This window comes from Xenorhabdus sp. NBAII XenSa04, from assembly GCF_963866145.1.
GTDB classification, from domain to species: domain Bacteria; phylum Pseudomonadota; class Gammaproteobacteria; order Enterobacterales; family Enterobacteriaceae; genus Xenorhabdus; species Xenorhabdus indica.
In genome coordinates this window covers 59,633-77,033 of the sequence record NZ_CAWMEB010000135.1, presented here as the reverse complement: position 1 = coordinate 77,033, position 17,401 = coordinate 59,633, and the positions used below count along the sequence as shown (strand labels likewise).

The following is a 17,401-nucleotide window of genomic DNA, read 5'->3' as shown; positions in this document are numbered from 1 at the left end:
GGGGTTTTTTTTATGTTTTATTTCTCTATGCTTTTCAGATGTACATTTTTGCACTGCCACGACTCATATACTATTATAACGCCCCTTATAAGCTGAGGTTTTCACGCCTTTTTATTTAAGAATCAGAAAATAAGATGATGTATTGGATTAACGGCAAATTGCACGATCAACTTTCTGTTAATGATCGTTCGGTACAATTTGGTGATGGCTGCTTTACCACAATAAGAGTTGAGCAAGGTCAAGCGGCTTTGTTGCCTTTGCATATGAAACGGTTGCAAAAAGGCGTTGAAAAACTGTTTATGCCTGTAGTGGATTGGATACAATTGGAAAGCCATATTAAACAAGTTGTTGCGGGGTGTGAATCAGGTGTTTTGAAAGTGATCCTTTCCAGAGGGAATGGTGGCCGTGGGTACAGCGTTGATGGTATTGGTGAGCCAAATCAAATCCTTTCGTTAAATGCATATCCAGAACAATATCGTATTCTGCGTGAAAAAGGTGTTTCGTTGGGCCTTAGCCCTGTTGCTATGGGGATTAATCCTCATTTAGCAGGCATCAAGCACCTGAACCGATTGGAGCAGGTTTTGATAAAACGGTTTATCGAACAAGCAAAAATTGATGAAGCGTTGGTACTCGATAGCGATGGTTTATTGGTTGAATGTTGTACCGCTAATATTTTTTGGCGAAGAGGTAAAAACGTTTATACACCGGATTTAAGCCAATGCGGTGTAGAAGGAGTAATGAGACAGCAGATTATCCAGATATTGGAAGAGAGTGATTATAACTTATCATGTGTCATGCGTTATCCTGAAGCATTGGCACATGCCGATGAGGTGATTATTTGTAATTCGCTGATGCCAGTGATGGCTGTCAATCAGATCCTGGCTCATAAAAATCAACCTGCGTGGAAATATCAATCCAGAGAATTATATGAATATTTATTACCTGAATGTTTAAGACTGTAGTTGTCATTCGCAGGTATTAAACAGCGGTTAATCCGTCTCTATCATTGAAAAACAGATAAAAGTGGTAATCGAATGAAACTTAAAAAAAGCATTCTTATTTTACCTGGATTGATTATTGTTGTTGCAGCAATAGTACTTTTTCTTTTTGCAAAGAAAATAGAAAATTTTTCTGCTCAGAAGGTTAATCTGACGCAAGATCTTATACTTACAGTACCTGCTGGAATAGGTTATGCCGGGCTGGAGACACTATTAATTCAGCATAAACTCATTGAAGATAATCAGTTATTGCAGTGGTTATTCCGTTTAGAACCAGAATTGGCCAAATTTAAGGCAGGTACTTATCGTCTACAAAAAAATATGACGTTAAAAGAAATACTGCAATTGTTCTCCAGTGGTAAAGAGGTTCAATTTTCTATCCGCTTTATTGAAGGTAGTCGTCTCTCTGACTGGTCAAAGATATTGCAGAATGCGCCATACTTGAAGCATGTGGCAGAAGGAAAGACACCACAAGAGCTGACAAAGTTGTTGGAGATGAAAACAGGTGAATCACTGGAAGGATGGTTATACCCTGATACTTACCTCTATACCGCAGGTACACGTGATATAGAATTACTCAGGCGTGCTCACCAAAAAATGGTCATATTAGTAGAACAAGAATGGGAAAATCGTGCAGAGAATTTACCGTATAAGAGTGCTTATGAGATGTTAATTATGGCATCTATTATCGAAAAAGAGACTGCGGTAGATTCTGAACGTGCTAAGGTTGCGTCAGTATTTGTTAATCGTCTGCGGTTAAAGATGCGATTACAGACAGATCCGACAGTCATATATGGATTGGGAGATAAGTATACCGGAACCATTTTTCGTAGCAGCCTGACCACGTTTACGCCATACAATACTTATATGATTGAGGGATTGCCACCGACGCCTATTGCCATGCCAGGTCTTGCATCTATCAAAGCAGCAGCACATCCGGCCGTGACTGATTATCTATATTTCGTTGCAGATGGTAATGGGGGGCATACATTTACTACAAATTTAGTAGCACATAATAGAGCGGTAAATCTTTATCGCCAGAGATTAAAGCAGGATAAATGAACAGCAAATTTATTGTTATTGAAGGGCTTGAAGGCGCAGGAAAAACTACGGCAATCCAAACTGTGGCTGATACACTAAAACAGCATGGTATTTCTGATCTTGTTTTTACCCGTGAACCGGGTGGAACTCCCTTAGCGGAAAAATTACGTCAATTGATCAAAGAAGGAATTGGAGGAGAAATATTGACGGATAAAGCAGAAGTATTAATGCTTTACGCTGCCAGAGTGCAGTTAGTGGAAAATGTGATCAAGCCTGCTCTGGCGAAAGGCAGTTGGATTGTTGGAGACCGCCATGATCTGTCTTCTCAGGCATATCAGGGAGGGGGACGTGGTATTAACCAGAGCTTATTGTCTTCATTGCGTGAAGCCGCGCTCGGTGATTTTTACCCTGATTTGACCATTTATCTTGATTTGCCGCCAGAGGTTGGTTTACAGCGTGCTCGTGAGCGTGGTGAATTGGATCGTATTGAAAAAGAATCGCTGGATTTTTTCTATCGTACCCGCACAAGGTATCTTGAACTTATAGAACAAGATAAGACCATCAAAAAAGTAGATGCAACACAGCCATTAGAAAAAGTACAGGACGATATTCGTCAGATTTTGTTTCATTGTCTGAAACAATGGGAAATGCAGGAATGAATTGGTATCCGTGGCTTAACCATGCGTATCGCCAGTTGATTGAATCTCATCAACAAGGTCGTGGGCATCATGCCCTTTTGCTTCATGCTCATGAAGGAACCGGAGCGGAAGCATTACTTTACGGATTAAGCCGCTGGCTGATGTGTCAGGATAAACAAGGAGCAAAAAGTTGTGGTCAGTGTCACGGTTGTCATTTGATGCTGGCAGAAACCCATTCTGACTGGCATGTTCTTGCTCCCGAAAAAGGGAAAAATGTCATTGGTGTAGATGCAGTACGCCAGCTTAGTGAGAAACTTTACGAGTATTCTCAACAGGGTGGCGCTAAAATTGTGTGGTTACTATCAACAGAAGCGCTAACTGATGCAGCTTCTAACGCTTTGTTGAAAACGTTAGAAGAACCGCCCCGAAATACCTATTTCTTATTGAGATGCCAACATCCGGCGAGTTTGCTGGCAACATTGCGAAGCCGCTGTTTTTATTATTTTCTGCCTGCTCCCGAAAATCAAATAGGGTTGTACTGGCTGCAAAATCAACTTCCGGCAATATCATCGCAGGATATTCAGACGGCATTAAAGTTATCACAGGGAGCGCCATTGGCTGCAAAACAGTTACTCCAAACTGAAAAATGGCAACAGAGAACTGCATTTTGTCAGGCCATAACACAGGCCTTATATGGCGATGATACTTTATCACTTTTACCATTATTGAATCGTGATGATGCACAGCAACCGTTATATTGGCTGATCAGCCTGCTGTCTGATGCGGTGAAATGGCGGCAAGAGGCACAAAATTACTGTATCAATCAAGATCAGCAGGTATTAATCCACCATTTGGCTGCCAGTCAAAGTGTGGAAAAATTATTAAATATGGTTGATGATTGGACACGTTGTCGTCATCAATTAATATCCGTAGCGGGCATCAATCGGGAATTGTTACTGACTGAACAATTACTCAATTGGGAAAGTCAGCTTTGCTCCACTCGCTAACACATTCAGGTACGGGCATATTATGTTTTTAGTGGATTCACATTGTCATCTCGACTGTTTAGATTATGAAACACTGCACAAAAGTGTAGATGATGTAGTGGCTAAAGCTGCAGAAAGGGATGTGAAGTATATGCTGGCGGTAGCGACTACGTTGCCCGGTTTCCAGCAAATGAAAAATATGATTGGTAAACGTGAAAATATCGCGTATTCCTGCGGTATTCATCCATTGAATCTGGATGAGGGTTACGATTTTGATGAGCTTGCACGATTAGCGACGGATAATGATGTAATCGCACTGGGGGAAACAGGACTGGATTATTATTATCAGAAAGAAAATGCGGAATTACAGAGAACTTCATTTCGCCAGCATATCTGTATCGGTCGTGAATTAAATAAGCCTGTGATTGTTCATACCCGTGAGGCAAGAGATGATACTCTGACGGTTTTGCGAGAAGAAAACGTACAGGATTGTGGTGGGGTGCTGCATTGTTTTACAGAAGATAAAGAGACAGCAAGGGATTTACTGGATCTCGGTTTTTATATTTCTTTCTCAGGTATTGTTACATTTCGTAATGCAGAACAAATTCGTGAAGCTGCAAGGTTTGTCCCTCTCGACCGTATTTTGGTAGAAACTGATTCACCTTATCTGGCTCCGGTTCCTTATCGTGGCAAGCAGAACCAGCCTGCTTATGTCCGTGATGTTGCTGAGTATATGGCAGTACTGAAAGGAGTTAGCGTTGAGAAGTTGGCAGAAGTAACGACAAGAAACTTTTGTGACTTGTTCCATATTAATATTTAAGAAAATTAAATGATAAGAAAGGAGAAGTGAAATGGCAGAAGAAACTATTTTCAGCAAAATTATTCGTCGTGAAATTCCATCTGATATCGTATATCAGGATGATTTGGTGACGGCATTCCGGGATATTTCACCTCAAGCTCCGACTCATATTCTGATTGTCCCTAATGTCCTTATTCCAACAGTTAATGAAGTTACTCCAGAGCATGAACCAGCATTGGGGCGTTTGTTCACTGTTGCAGCGAAAATCGCCAGACAAGAAGGAATTGCAGAAGATGGCTATCGCCTTATCATGAACTGTAACCGCCATTCTGGACAGGAAGTATTTCATATCCATATGCATTTGGTAGGTGGGCATCCATTAGGCCCATTATTGGCAGGGTAATATTATTCGTCACTATTTTTGCTAATAAGTTTTCGTTAATGGATTTACGTTAATAGAACGGTGTATAACAGATTCGTATGATAGTTGTGCTTAACAGTGTTGTAACTGGAGTAGATTAATGAAAAGAGTTCTCTTAGTTATATTATCAGCAATATTGCTGGCGAGTTGTTCATTAATACCACCACAGCCGCCTGCTCCTGTTACTCCTGCTGAACCAGAGCAAAAAACGGAACCTTCGGCAAAGCCTCTGGAGAAAGTTCCTCAACCTCCAAAGATTCAATCGATTAACTGGAATAGCATCATTCAGCCATTAGTTGAACAATTGGTCAATGCTCAGGGCGTGGAGGCAGGAAAAATATTGCTTGTTGATACAGTTAAAAACAACACAAATGGCTCATTGAGAACACTTCAGGCTACTGATGCGATTACAGATGTGGTCAGTAAAAAACAGGTTTTTCAAATAGTACCGAAAAAACAGGTGTATTACGCTCGGCAGGCATTAGGATTGTCATCAGAAGATAGTCTGGCATTACGCAGTAAATCTATCGGCTTGGCGCGTTATTTGAATGCTGATTATGTGCTCTATTCTGTCGCGTCTGGTAACAATGAACAGCGTAAGATAGAGATGCAGCTTATGCTAGTCAAAACAGGCGAGATACTTTGGTCAGGTAGTGGTGATATTGACTAATAATACAGCCTTACTTGAGGTATTGCGTCAGAAATGGCCTGATATTCCTGCCAAAAATTGGGAAATCAGGCCATTAACAGGATTGACCCAGGGAAGCCACTATATTACCGATGGCGTGCATCAGATGGTGGGACGCAGGCAAACGTGGCATGGTGGAACTCTGGGGGTGAATCGTCAACGGGAAAATCGGATCTTACACAAGCTCTCTTTTGTTGGTATTGCACCTAAAGTCATCGCCATGCATGGCGATTGGCTGTTATTAGAGTGGCTGAGCGGAACAAAAGTTACGGCTGAAACATTTGGTTTACCGTCATTTCAACAGTCGTTGGCGCAAATAGTTGCTAACCTCCATCACCATTCACCATTGGGTTATTCTCTCCAGCTTAAACAACAAATCACATACCAGTGGCAGCAGATTGATAATCGAAGGCTTTTACCAGATTGGTTGCGGCTACATAAATTATTTATGACAGCAAAAATGCCTACTCCTTTGAAAATAGCACCCGCTCACATGGATATTCATCCCGATAACCTGCTGATGACTTCAGAAGGTCTAAAATTGATTGATTGGGAATATGCAACGGATGTCGATATTGGTTTCTCATTGGCAACCTTATTTAAAGGTAATCAATGGAGTGAAATACAGCAGAAGACTTTTTTGAATTATTATTGTACCTACGCATCAGGCTACATTGATATCGTCTTATTAGAGCAAAAAATTAAGCAGTGGGAGCCGTGGGTGAGATATATGATGTTGATGTGGTATGAAGTCCGCTGGCAGCGGACAAAAGAGCCACAATTTTCAGCATTGGCTCATCCCTTGCGCCTGAGTTTTAATCTGGCGTTTTAGTCCGCAGGATGGTGATTAATAAGATGATATCTAATAGATAACCAGTACAAATAACTAATACAAATAGAAGTGAGGAATGTTATGGGTCCAGTAATGTTAGATGTTGTTGGTTATGAGCTGGATAGTGAAGAACGTGAAATTCTGCAACATCCATTAGTGGGCGGTTTGATCTTGTTTACCCGCAATTTTCACGATACTCAGCAGTTACGTGATTTAGTTCGTCAGATCCGCGAAGCCTCCCGCCATCGTTTAGTTATCGCTGTTGATCAGGAAGGGGGGCGTGTACAGCGTTTTCATGCAGGTTTTACTCGCTTACCTGCCGCACAGTCTTTTGCCTGCTTGAATGATGAACTGATGGGGGGATATTTGGCAGAAGAGTCCGGTTGGCTGATGGCATCAGAAATGATCTCAATGGATATTGATATCAGTTTTGCTCCTGTATTGGACTTGGGACATAAGTGCACTGCGATTGGTGAACGTTCATTTCATGAAGAGCCTGAACCGGCGATGATAATGGCTGAACGATTTATCAGAGGGATGCATTCGGCAGGAATGAAATCAACGGGTAAACATTTTCCCGGACACGGAGCAGTAGCCGCAGATTCTCATAAAGAAACGCCATTGGATGATCGTTCAATGGATGCGATTAGCTGTCACGATATGTTGATCTTCCGTGATTTCATTCAACGAAATTTGCTTGATGCAATTATGCCGGCTCATGTGATCTACTCTAAGATTGATCATCGTCCGGCAAGTGCTTCTCCTTACTGGTTGAACAACGTTTTGCGCCAGCAACTAGGATTTAATGGCGTTATTTTTTCTGATGATCTGTCAATGGAAGGTGCCGCAGTCATGGGAGGGTATGCTGAACGTGCAAAAGCCTCAGTGGAAGCGGGATGCGACATGATTTTGGTGTGCAATAACCGTCAGGGGGCAACGGATGTCTTGGATAACTTACCAATGATTAACTCGAATAAAGTAACACGGTTATATCATCAGGGAGGTCAATTCAGTCTGGAAGAGTTGAAAAAATCAGAACGTTGGCAGCAGGCAAACAAGCAATTGAATAAATTATGTGAACAGTGGCTAAGCTGCGGCTGATGATTGAATTTGTCTGATTGGTTGCTATCAAATCTAGGTAGGATTACTGTCTGGTGATCCTATCTCTTTTGTTGCTTTATATCTATTTCTCCTTGAAATTGGTTCTAAAATATCATTTTGTCAGAAAACCTCATAAATCACATAATGTTAACATTGTAAATTACAAATTTTCATAAATCAGACTTAAGTCTGATTAATTAAAACTAAGTACACAAATTTTGTGATTGGCGTCTAATTAATCAAAAGAATTTGATAGGGGCTATTTTTGGTATGACCTACTGACTAGCCATGATATTCTGGAGATATTTTCAGTGCGAAATTTATTATGCCTGATGTTATTTAAGAACGTTATCCAAAAATTGTTTTAGCGCTTTACATAACATTAGTTGTATTTTCAGTGGGGTAGTTATGACAACGCCAAAGACAAGAATTGTCATTATTGGTGGGGGGGCTGGTGGTTTAGAGCTGGCAACACGTTTGGGACATAAATTAGGACGTAAGCAAAAAGCCGAAATTACTTTGGTAGATCGCAACAACAGCCACTTATGGAAGCCATTATTGCATGAAGTTGCAACAGGCTCTCTTGATGATGGTGTTGACGCATTAAGTTATCTGGCCCATGCCAGTAACCATTACTTTAACTTCCAGTTAGGCACATTTACAAATATCGATCGTGAAGGAAAGAAAGTCACACTGGCTGAGATCCGCAATGAAAGTGATGATTTACTCGTACCAGAGCGTGAGTTGGCTTACGACATTCTTGTCATGGCATTGGGTAGCCAATCGAATGATTTCGGTACGGCAGGTGTAAGAGAAAACTGTATTTTCCTTGATAACCCACAACAAGCACATCGTTTCCACAATGAGATGTTAAACCTGTTTCTGAAATATTCTGCAAATCAATGTGCGGAAGAGAAAGTTAACATTGCGATTGTTGGCGGTGGTGCAACAGGTGTTGAGCTTTCAGCAGAGCTGTATAACGCCGTTAAGCAGTTGAACAGTTATGGTTTCGAAAGTCTGAATTCAGACGCATTGAATGTGACTTTGGTTGAGGCTGGTGAACGAATTCTGCCGGCATTGCCGCCACGTATTTCCAGTGCTGCACATCAGGAATTAACCAAACTTGGTGTTAAAGTCTTAACCAAAACTATGGTAACCAGTGCAGATGAACATGGATTGAACACCAAAGATGGTGAACAGATCAAGGCTTCTTTAATGGTTTGGGCTGCGGGAATTAAGGCGCCTGATTTTATGAAAGAGATTGGGGGACTGGAAACAAACCGCATAAATCAGTTGGTAGTAAAACCTACTTTGCAGTCAACATTGGATGACAATATTTTTGCTATCGGCGATTGTGCATCATGCCCGAAAAAAGAGGGAGGTTTTGTTCCTCCACGTGCTCAGTCTGCTCACCAAATGGCAAGTCGTTGTTATAACAACATCTTGGCTCTATTGAATGAGAAATCACTGAAGGAGTATGTGTATAAAGATCACGGTTCACTGGTATCTTTATCTAAATTCAGTACAGTTGGTAGTTTGATGGGTAACTTGATGCGTGGCTCCATGATGGTAGAAGGGCGTATTGCACGTATTGTTTATATCTCTTTATACCGCATGCATCAGGTTGCATTACATGGATATATTAAAACAGGCCTAATGATGTTGGTTGGTGGAATTAACCGTGTTATTCGTCCACGTTTGAAATTGCATTAATTGGGTTAAAGTGGTTCATCTGGATTTAAGATATCCAAAATATTTCAGATGAACCATTAAACATTATTTTGTCTTGATTATTTATTATATTTTTTGTTATACCTTTCATAATTATTTCTCTATTGTTTTTTAAACCTGTTTAATCCTTGTAATAAGGCTAGTTTTAATTAGGTAACTATGGCATAACAATGTATGTCAATATGTAAAAATTGAAAAAATTTAGTAAAAATATTCAGTCTAATGATGTATAAAGAATAGAGGATATAAATTGAATGAAAAAACTCTATTCAACAGATTTTAAATCTTAATAAAAATCAAAAGACTGAAATATTGATAGCATTTATTTTAGTGGCCTCATAGGATTTTTCTTAATAATGAATTGAACGCATTTTTGGTTTCTACAAATAGTTAATGAATATGTTTAAATTCAGGAGAATATAAAATTATTAATATAACAAGGTGCTATGTGAGTAAACTAAAGACAAGGCAGTGTGGGATTTACTCTCTGATTGTTATGATTGCCGTTGGTATCGCTGCAATATTTTATTTTAAAAACCCACAGCCTAAAATTGCGCAAGTGATCTCTTCAGAGCCTATAAAAACAATGGCTTATGTTCATCAATATTATTGTAATGGGGGTATGTTACCATTTCTAATCGGATTGGGAAATATTGAGAATAACCATTTTTCTGTATATAAGAATAGTATGTTCACTCTTATTGAAATGTTAAATATAAAAAGAGAATATCATGCATTGAACTATTCTCAATTAAAAAATTGTGTCATGGTTTATGTCAAGGAAAAACGTATTATTGGGTATGACGTTATTTATATGATCGGTGATAAACCTGGTAAGGTGAGAGTGACACATAAACCAAAACAAACCATTCCTTTGGATGAAAAGGGGAGATTAATTCTCACTCCGTATTTGTAGAAACAGGCTGTTTCAAAAAAGAGCTGCTCCCCCAGTCACATAGTGGCCTATGCTCCTGGGGATTGGTTTCCTGGCCGCCGCGACACAACTCGAAATTTATTAGGTATAGTCGCTGTTATATCTGATGTTGTTCAAATGTTTCCAATAATGTTTGGATGAACGATAAACGTGTGGCCCTTTCGGTTAAATCAGTCATGAATTTTAATTTAGAAGGCCCGTCCAGTCGGTAAATATTGGGCTGAGTTTGCAATAAGTCGATGAGGTAATTGAGATCCACTTTGTTGTTTTGGCTAAATTCAATAAAGCCACCTTTCTCATGGGCTTCTATGCGTCTAATTCCCAACTTTTGGGCCGTCAGGCGGATAGAAGCAGATTGCAATAACTGTCTGCCCGGATCAGGTAAAATACCGAATCGGTCAATTAATTCAACCTTCAATTCTGCCAGCTCATCGTCATTTTGAGCACTCGCAATACGTTTATAGAAAGAAAGGCGCATATTCACATCAGGAATATAATCATCGGGCAAAAGTACTGGCATGCGTAGTTCTACTTCGGTCTGGTTAGTGGTGAGATCCTCAAGTGATGGCTCTCGCCCATCTTTGAGTGCATCAACCGCACTTTCCAGTAACTCCATATAGAGAGTGAAACCGATACTTGCCATTTGACCACTTTGATCTTCGCCCAGAAGTTCACCGGCTCCCCTGATTTCCAGATCATGAGTTGCCAACGCAAATCCTGCCCCTAGATCTTCAAGGGAGGCAATTGCTTCCAGCCGTTTCTGGGCGTCTGTGGTCATCGCCTTTGGATGAGGAGTCAGTAAATAAGCATAAGCCTGATGGTGAGAGCGGCCAACACGTCCCCGCAATTGATGCAATTGAGCCAGACCAAAATGGTCTGCGCGTTCAATAATAATGGTATTGGCTGTAGGAATATCAATACCTGTTTCAATAATCGTAGTACATATCAGCACATTAAAACGCTGATGATGAAAATCTGCCATGACCCGCTCCAGATCACGTTCGCGCATTTGCCCATGGCCGACAACGATTCTGGCTTCAGGCACTAATTCTTCCAATCGATTTTTTGCTTTCTCAATATTCTCAACATCGTTATAAAGATAATAAACCTGACCACCACGTAAAATTTCACGCAGGATAGATTCTCGAACCACTAAACTATCATATTCACGCACAAAGGTTTTCACTGCCAGACGACGCGCGGGGGGTGTGGCAATAATTGATAAATCTCGCATACCACTCATTGCCATATTGAGTGTTCGGGGAATGGGGGTTGCTGTCATGGTCAGAACATCAACATTTGCACGGATAGCCTTAATACGCTCTTTGTGACGAACACCAAAGCGGTGTTCTTCATCAACAACCAACAATCCCAGATCTTTCCAACGGAGATCATTCTGTAACAGTTTATGAGTGCCGATGATAATATCGACTTTACCCTCTTCCGCCATATTTATAACTTGTTGCTGTTCTTTAGCACTACGGAATCGGGACATAACTTCAATATGTACAGGCCAATTCGCAAAACGATCGCGGAAATTATCATAATGCTGTTGAGCCAGTAGAGTAGTCGGAACTAAGATGGCGACCTGTTTATTATTATTGATAGCGGTAAAAGCAGCGCGCATTGCCACTTCTGTCTTACCGAAACCAACATCACCACATACCAGCCTGTCCATGGCGATGGGCTGACACATATCACTCAATACGGCATTGATGGTTTGTTCTTGATCCGGTGTTGTATCGAACGGGAAACTCTGGCAGAACAGTTGATACTGCTCCCGATCGTGCTTAAACGCAAAACCAGGCTTAATGGCACGCCGCGCATATACATCCAGTAACTCAGCCGCGACATCACGGACTTTTTCTGCTGCTTTCTGGCGTGCTTTATTCCAGGCATCACCACCAAGTTTGTGCAGAGGTGCATTTTCCTCTGCTCCTCCAGCGTAACGACTGATTAAGTGTAGGGAAGAGACGGGGACATACAATTTGTCCTCCCCGGAGTAGGTCAGGATGAGGTATTCAGCCTTAATTCCGCCTGCTTCCAGTGTCGTTAGCCCTTGATAGCGTCCAACCCCATGTTCAAGGTGTACAACGGGTTGACCATGACGCAATTCTGCAAGATTACGGATCAAGGTATCAGTATTGATTGTGCGACGGTTATCTTGACGGCGATGACTTACTCGCTCACCAAGCATGTCGCTTTCACAGATCAGGGCTAGTTTTTTCTCCTCATCAACGAAGCCTTGTTCTGCTGCACCGATCATTAAAAAACAGCCTGGCTCCTTAGCATCCGCCAACTGTTGTATTTTTATTGGATGAATTTTGATCCGCGATAGTAATTCGTTTACAGACTCCCGACGTCCTTCACTTTCCACTGAAAAAATGATCTTACCGTTAAATTGTTCTATAAAACGGCGCACTTTATCCAAAGGGGCTTTTTGATGCGCAGCAACGGATACATCGGGTAAAGGCTGGTAAGCGAGATTAATACTCCCGGCCTTTTGTGGCAGTTCTTCGTTTCTGATTTGGAGGCGGGGCCAATTTTTCAATTCAGCGAATAGCTTATCGACAGGAAGCCAAATTCGTTCAGGTGGCAATAATGGCCGCATTGGGTCAACTTTACGGCTCTCAAAACGTTGTCCTGTGTCCTGCCAAAAACGTTCGGCTGTTGCCATTAGGTCTTGTGTAATAAGCAGGGTGTTTTCTGGCAGATAATCAAAGAGTGTGGATAAAGGCTGCTCAAAAAATAATGGCTGCCAGTATTCAATACCTGCCGGTAGCGTTTTTTTACTGACTTGCTGATAAATATGTTCAGCATCACGGCGAACTTCAAACTGCTCACGCCATTGGCTGCGAAATAATTCGATAGCTTCTTTATCTGTTGGGAATTCATGGGCAGGCAGTAAATTGATTTTTTCCACTTCCATGAGTGTACGTTGGCTGTCCACGTCAAAAGTGCGCAGACTATCGATTTCATCATCAAAAAAATCGATACGGTAAGGGTGTTCACTCCCCATAGGGAAGAGATCAAACAGGGCGCCACGTGTGGCAAATTCACCATGCTCAAGCACTTGATCCACACTGCGATAACCGGCTTGTTCCAGATCAGCACGTAATTTGTCACGGGAAAGTCGTTGCCCTTTATTCATGATCAAAGCATGCCCTCTGAGGTATTCATGCGGGCAAACCCGCTGCATCAATGTATTCACAGGTAAGATAAGAACACCTTTCATCATGAAAGGTAATTGATACAGGGTAGATAAACGGTTTGAAATGATTTCCTGGTGGGGTGAAAAACTATCGTAAGGCAATGTTTCCCAATCTGACAGTATGTTTATTTGGGCATGGGTGAATTGTGGAATTTCATCACGTAACCGTAAGGCATTCTGCATATCTTTTGTTACTAGCAGAACAGGCCCTGAGTGACGTTCAATGATTTCAGCGCATTCGATGGCGCAAGCAGTGCCGATCAGGTGGCCTAATTGGCGGATATCACCGCGACGTTCAGGAAGTTGGTAACGATATTTTGCGGACATAAGCGTTTAATGTGTTCTCTAAGATTCAGTCCATTCCCAACACATTTTTAACCCAGTAGCCTTTACAATAAATATGCTGGCAGGTTGAGAGGCAAGGTTGAGAGAAAGTAAAAAACACAGAACCGAAGTATGAATGGCTCCATGAAGGTACAACTCCTCTTTATTATCCCTGAACACTTTGCTTTGGCAACAGGGGAATAACAGATTTAATGTTTGTATTGAGGCGATATATTAATTCACTGAATGTGGGAATTGGAAGAGGGATAAGCAAATCTCAGTTAAACGATGATAATATGTAATCAATAAACTATATGGATTGAGTTTTGTACAGGATATGTATGCAAAAATACAATGTAAAAGTGAATACGCAAAATACAGAGATAAGATATGACCTTTTCTAATAATCTATTGTTTTTAAATAACTCCCTTTGATATGGCGGATTCTATGTTTCAATCTGTCTCATTATTTATCGGATTGCGCTATATGCGCGGACGCGCGGTCGATAAGTTTGGCCGCTTTGTTTCTTGGTTATCAGCCATTGGCATCACATTGGGAGTGGCTGCATTAATTACTGTGTTATCGGTGATGAACGGTTTTGAGCGTTCATTGGAAGCCAGTATTTTGGGTTTTATGCCTCAGGCAATCATTACTTCAGAAAAAGGTTCAATTAATCCTGTTGAATACCCTGATAGCCAACTTTCAGGATTAAAAGGTGTTACCCGCATCGAGCCGCTCGTTCAGGGGGATGTTGTGCTGCAAAGTGCCCGTAATGTGGGCGTCGGAGTGATGTTGGGCATTACGCCAGGTGAATATACCCCATTAGCAAAATATACGGTCGATGTTGACCCTGGCCAATTACAGCCGGGTCGTTATTCCGTGATCTTGGGGGAAAAATTGGCGGCAAGATTGGGAGTAAAACGGGGTGATCAAATTCGTGTTATTGTGCCGAGTGCCAGCCAACTAACCCCTATGGGGAGGATACCCAGTCAGCGTTTATTTACGGTAGCTGGAACATTCTTTGCTAACAGTGAAGTTGATGACACAGAAATGTTGGTTAATCAGCAAGATGCAGCACGTCTTTTACGTTATCCCGTTAATAATATTACAGGCTGGCGTTTGTTCCTCAATGAGCCATTAAAAGTGGATGAATTGAGCCAGCAACCACTGCCAAAAGATTTAATCTGGAAAGATTGGCGTGAACGCAAAGGAGAGTTTTTTCAGGCTGTGCGAATGGAAAAAAACATGATGGGATTATTGCTTAGCCTGATCATTGCAGTCGCTGCTTTCAATATTATTACTTCCCTCTCTTTATTGGTGATGGAAAAACAAGGAGAGATTGCTATCTTGCAGACACAAGGGCTGACCCGTCGTCAGATAATGACTATTTTTATGATCCAGGGAGCAGGAGCGGGCATCATTGGTGCTTTATTGGGAACGGGACTGGGAATACTGCTTTCCAGTCAGTTAAATAATTTAATGCCCGTTATCGGCCTGCTGACTGAAGGTATGCAGTTACCTGTCGCCATTGAACCTGTTCAAGTGGTAATAATCGCCATTATTGCCATGTTTATCTCGTTGCTATCAACTTTATACCCTTCCTGGCGCGCGGCTGCCATTCAACCTGCTGAGGCTTTACGTTATGAGTAACCAACCTTTATTGTTATGTCATCATTTGTGCAAAAAATATCAGGAAGGGCAGGTTTCTACAGAGGTATTAAAAAACGTCACTTTCTCTATGCAACAGGGAGAAATGATGGCAATTGTCGGGAGCTCTGGTTCTGGCAAAAGTACTCTGTTGCACTTACTTGGTGGATTGGATTCACCGACTGCTGGTGAAGTTCTTTTCAAGGGAAAGTCTCTTAATAAGATGTCTGCTTCCGGACGAGCGCAATTACGGAACAGTGAAATTGGTTTTATTTACCAGTTTCATCATTTGCTACCTGATTTCAATGCACTAGAAAATGTCGCTATGCCATTACTTATCGGAGGTAAAAAGCGTCAGGCTCAACAAAAGGCGCTGGAGATGCTGGCGTCAGTTGGATTGGAAAATCGGGCACACCATCGACCTTCTGAATTATCAGGAGGAGAACGTCAAAGAGTCGCCATTGCCCGTGCATTAGTCAATGAACCCTCATTAGTGCTGGCAGATGAACCGACAGGCAACCTTGATCAACGTAATGCTGACAGTATCTTTGAGCTTTTGAAAGAACTGAATCAGCGGCAAGGTACGGCATTTTTGGTAGTAACTCATGATCTGAAATTGGCTGACCGATTGGCTCGTCAGGTAGAAATGCGCGACGGATATTTACAGGATGAATTAACCCTAATGGGGGGAATGTAATGGCAAATCTGCCTCTTGCATTGTTCACTGCATTACGTTTCAGCCGGGGTCGTCGGTATGCGGGAATGGTTTCTCTCATTTCAATTATTTCGACAATGGGAATTATGCTCGGTGTTGCGGTGTTGATTATCGGATTGAGTGCCATGAATGGTTTTGAGCGTGAATTGAAAAACCGGGTACTTTCTGTTGTACCACATGGGCAAATTTTTGCAGTGGAACAACCTTTTCCGCATTGGGAACGAGCACTTGAACAAGTAAAAAGAACTCCGGGTATTGTAGGAGCATCACCTTATATCGAATTTACCGGTTTGATGGAGCGAGGTGATAAACTCCATGCTGTTCAAGTACGTGGAGTAGAACCTTCCACTGAGTCTGATGTCAGTACTTTGCCTCAGTTTGTTGGCAACGGAGCCTGGCAAACATTTCAGGCGGGAAAACATCAGGTGATTTTAGGACAAGGAGTGGCAAGTTCACTCAATGTGAAGAAAGGTGATTGGCTAACAGTCATGATACCTAATAGCGATCCGAGTCTGAAATTATTACAACCTAAACGGCTCCGTTTACAGGTTGCTGGAATTTTTCAGTTGAGTGGTTTATTGGATCATCGTTTAGCTTTGGTCCCATTATCTGATGCGCAACAATATCTGGATTATGGTGATGGTATTACCGGCATTGCCATCAAAGCTGACAATGTTTTTGCCGCAGAACAGAGAGTCTTGGATGCAGGTAAAGCAACAGGAAGATATGTTTATATCAGTACGTGGATTAAAGATTATGGTTACATGTATAACGATATTCAGATGATACGTGGCATCATGTATCTGGCTATGATTCTGGTCATTGGGGTGGCTTGTTTTAATATCGTTTCAACGCTTATTATGGCAGTCAAAGATAAAAGCAGTGATATCGCTATTCTGCGTACATTGGGTGCCAAAGATGGACATATCAGGGCGATATTTTTATGGTATGGATTACTGACTGGCATGGTTGGTAGTATCATTGGCGTTATTGTTGGAATTTTCACATCGCTTAATTTGACGGCTATCATTAAATGGATGGAAAGGTTGTTCGGGCATCAATTCCTTTCCGGGGATATCTATTTTATTGATTTTCTGCCGTCAGAGTTACATGCTATGGATATTTTCTATGTGCTGTCAACAGCTCTTATCTTGAGCTTGTTGGCCAGTTGGTATCCTGCTCGTCGGGCCAGTAAACTTGATCCAGCGCGGATTTTGAGTGGTCAATAATATTCCATAGTATTAACTATTACCTAAGCGCGTTATCTTACGGAGTTAACTGAGCAGAAAAGACGGCTTGAACATGTCCGGGATAGAACAGCGGTAAAATTAACA

At 41.5% G+C, this 17,401-nt stretch carries 15 protein-coding genes; 14 read left to right on the top strand and 1 reads right to left on the bottom strand.

The genetic code is table 11. The annotated features are described in order from the left end of the window. The first annotated feature begins 137 nt into the window (after nt 1–137). The 11 genes from pabC to umoD all read left to right on the top strand — a co-directional run bounded on the left by pabC (nt 138) and on the right by umoD (nt 10,151). Nucleotides 138–962, top strand: a complete 825-nt coding sequence (gene pabC / locus AAC147_RS06325) for an aminodeoxychorismate lyase (RefSeq protein ID WP_047679636.1) — start codon at nt 138–140, stop codon at nt 960–962. A 72-nt stretch (nt 963–1,034) separates the two neighbouring features. Further along, on the top strand, nt 1,035–2,060 hold the full coding sequence (gene mltG / locus AAC147_RS06320) for an endolytic transglycosylase MltG (protein WP_047679634.1): 1,026 nt from the start codon (nt 1,035–1,037) through the stop codon (nt 2,058–2,060). Beyond that, nucleotides 2,057–2,698 (top strand): dTMP kinase, encoded by a 642-nt coding sequence (gene tmk, locus AAC147_RS06315; protein WP_047679632.1) that lies wholly within the window; start codon nt 2,057–2,059, stop codon nt 2,696–2,698. The genes mltG and tmk overlap by 4 nt, the downstream gene beginning before the upstream one ends. Further along, nucleotides 2,695–3,684, top strand: coding sequence for a DNA polymerase III subunit delta' (gene holB, locus AAC147_RS06310; protein WP_047679630.1), 990 nt, complete (start codon nt 2,695–2,697; stop codon nt 3,682–3,684). The genes tmk and holB overlap by 4 nt, the downstream gene beginning before the upstream one ends. 22 nt (nt 3,685–3,706) lie before the next feature. Further along, complete coding sequence (locus AAC147_RS06305; protein WP_047679628.1) at nt 3,707–4,483, top strand: metal-dependent hydrolase; 777 nt, start codon at nt 3,707–3,709, stop codon at nt 4,481–4,483. Between the two features lie 31 nt (nt 4,484–4,514). After that, nucleotides 4,515–4,865 carry a purine nucleoside phosphoramidase gene (hinT, locus tag AAC147_RS06300; RefSeq protein WP_047679626.1) on the top strand — a complete coding sequence of 117 codons (351 nt, stop codon included), beginning with the start codon at nt 4,515–4,517 and terminating at the stop codon, nt 4,863–4,865. 118 nt (nt 4,866–4,983) lie between these two features. Continuing rightward, nucleotides 4,984–5,553 (top strand): penicillin-binding protein activator LpoB, encoded by a 570-nt coding sequence (gene lpoB / locus AAC147_RS06295; protein WP_047679624.1) that lies wholly within the window; start codon nt 4,984–4,986, stop codon nt 5,551–5,553. After that, nucleotides 5,540–6,403 (top strand): phosphotransferase, encoded by an 864-nt coding sequence (locus AAC147_RS06290; protein ID WP_047679622.1) that lies wholly within the window; start codon nt 5,540–5,542, stop codon nt 6,401–6,403. The genes lpoB and AAC147_RS06290 overlap by 14 nt, the downstream gene beginning before the upstream one ends. An 81-nt stretch (nt 6,404–6,484) precedes the next feature. Beyond that, nucleotides 6,485–7,504: a beta-N-acetylhexosaminidase gene (gene nagZ / locus AAC147_RS06285; RefSeq protein WP_047679620.1), complete on the top strand. Its 1,020-nt coding sequence runs from the start codon at nt 6,485–6,487 to the stop codon at nt 7,502–7,504. 408 nt (nt 7,505–7,912) lie between these two features. Further along, nucleotides 7,913–9,217: an NAD(P)/FAD-dependent oxidoreductase gene (locus AAC147_RS06280; protein WP_047679618.1), complete on the top strand. Its 1,305-nt coding sequence runs from the start codon at nt 7,913–7,915 to the stop codon at nt 9,215–9,217. 466 nt (nt 9,218–9,683) lie between these two features. After that, entirely contained in the window at nt 9,684–10,151 is a 468-nt protein-coding gene (umoD, locus tag AAC147_RS06275; RefSeq protein WP_047679616.1) for a UmoD family flagellar biogenesis regulator, read from the top strand. Nucleotides 10,152–10,266: 115 nt separating this feature from the next. Here umoD and mfd read toward each other — a convergent pair whose 3' ends face one another. After that, entirely contained in the window at nt 10,267–13,707 is a 3,441-nt protein-coding gene (gene mfd / locus AAC147_RS06270) for a transcription-repair coupling factor (RefSeq protein ID WP_047679614.1), read from the bottom strand. Nucleotides 13,708–14,152: 445 nt separating this feature from the next. Here mfd and lolC point away from each other — a divergent pair, with 445 nt between their 5' ends. Genes lolC through lolE form a run of 3 tightly spaced genes read left to right on the top strand, consistent with a single transcriptional unit; the run spans nt 14,153 to nt 17,296 of the window. Beyond that, entirely contained in the window at nt 14,153–15,355 is a 1,203-nt protein-coding gene (lolC, locus tag AAC147_RS06265) for a lipoprotein-releasing ABC transporter permease subunit LolC (protein WP_047679612.1), read from the top strand. Beyond that, complete coding sequence (gene lolD / locus AAC147_RS06260; protein ID WP_047679610.1) at nt 15,348–16,049, top strand: lipoprotein-releasing ABC transporter ATP-binding protein LolD; 702 nt, start codon at nt 15,348–15,350, stop codon at nt 16,047–16,049. Before lolC ends, lolD begins: the two co-directional genes overlap by 8 nt. Continuing rightward, nucleotides 16,049–17,296, top strand: coding sequence for a lipoprotein-releasing ABC transporter permease subunit LolE (lolE, locus tag AAC147_RS06255; protein WP_047679608.1), 1,248 nt, complete (start codon nt 16,049–16,051; stop codon nt 17,294–17,296). The genes lolD and lolE overlap by 1 nt, the downstream gene beginning before the upstream one ends. Nucleotides 17,297–17,401: the final 105 nt, after the last annotated feature.

Excerpts from the sequence above, each read along its gene's own strand:
- pabC (WP_047679636.1), top strand. The coding sequence starts at position 138 with ATGTATTGGATTAACGGCAAATTGCACGATCAACTTTCTGTTAATGAT.
- mltG (WP_047679634.1), top strand. The coding sequence starts at position 1,035 with ATGAAACTTAAAAAAAGCATTCTTATTTTACCTGGATTGATTATTGTT.
- tmk (WP_047679632.1), top strand. The coding sequence starts at position 2,057 with ATGAACAGCAAATTTATTGTTATTGAAGGGCTTGAAGGCGCAGGAAAA.
- holB (WP_047679630.1), top strand. The coding sequence starts at position 2,695 with ATGAATTGGTATCCGTGGCTTAACCATGCGTATCGCCAGTTGATTGAA.
- AAC147_RS06305 (WP_047679628.1), top strand. The coding sequence starts at position 3,707 with ATGTTTTTAGTGGATTCACATTGTCATCTCGACTGTTTAGATTATGAA.
- hinT (WP_047679626.1), top strand. The coding sequence starts at position 4,515 with ATGGCAGAAGAAACTATTTTCAGCAAAATTATTCGTCGTGAAATTCCA.
- lpoB (WP_047679624.1), top strand. The coding sequence starts at position 4,984 with ATGAAAAGAGTTCTCTTAGTTATATTATCAGCAATATTGCTGGCGAGT.
- nagZ (WP_047679620.1), top strand. The coding sequence starts at position 6,485 with ATGGGTCCAGTAATGTTAGATGTTGTTGGTTATGAGCTGGATAGTGAA.
- AAC147_RS06280 (WP_047679618.1), top strand. The coding sequence starts at position 7,913 with ATGACAACGCCAAAGACAAGAATTGTCATTATTGGTGGGGGGGCTGGT.
- mfd (WP_047679614.1), bottom strand. The coding sequence starts at position 13,707 with ATGTCCGCAAAATATCGTTACCAACTTCCTGAACGTCGCGGTGATATC.
- lolC (WP_047679612.1), top strand. The coding sequence starts at position 14,153 with ATGTTTCAATCTGTCTCATTATTTATCGGATTGCGCTATATGCGCGGA.
- lolD (WP_047679610.1), top strand. The coding sequence starts at position 15,348 with ATGAGTAACCAACCTTTATTGTTATGTCATCATTTGTGCAAAAAATAT.
- lolE (WP_047679608.1), top strand. The coding sequence starts at position 16,049 with ATGGCAAATCTGCCTCTTGCATTGTTCACTGCATTACGTTTCAGCCGG.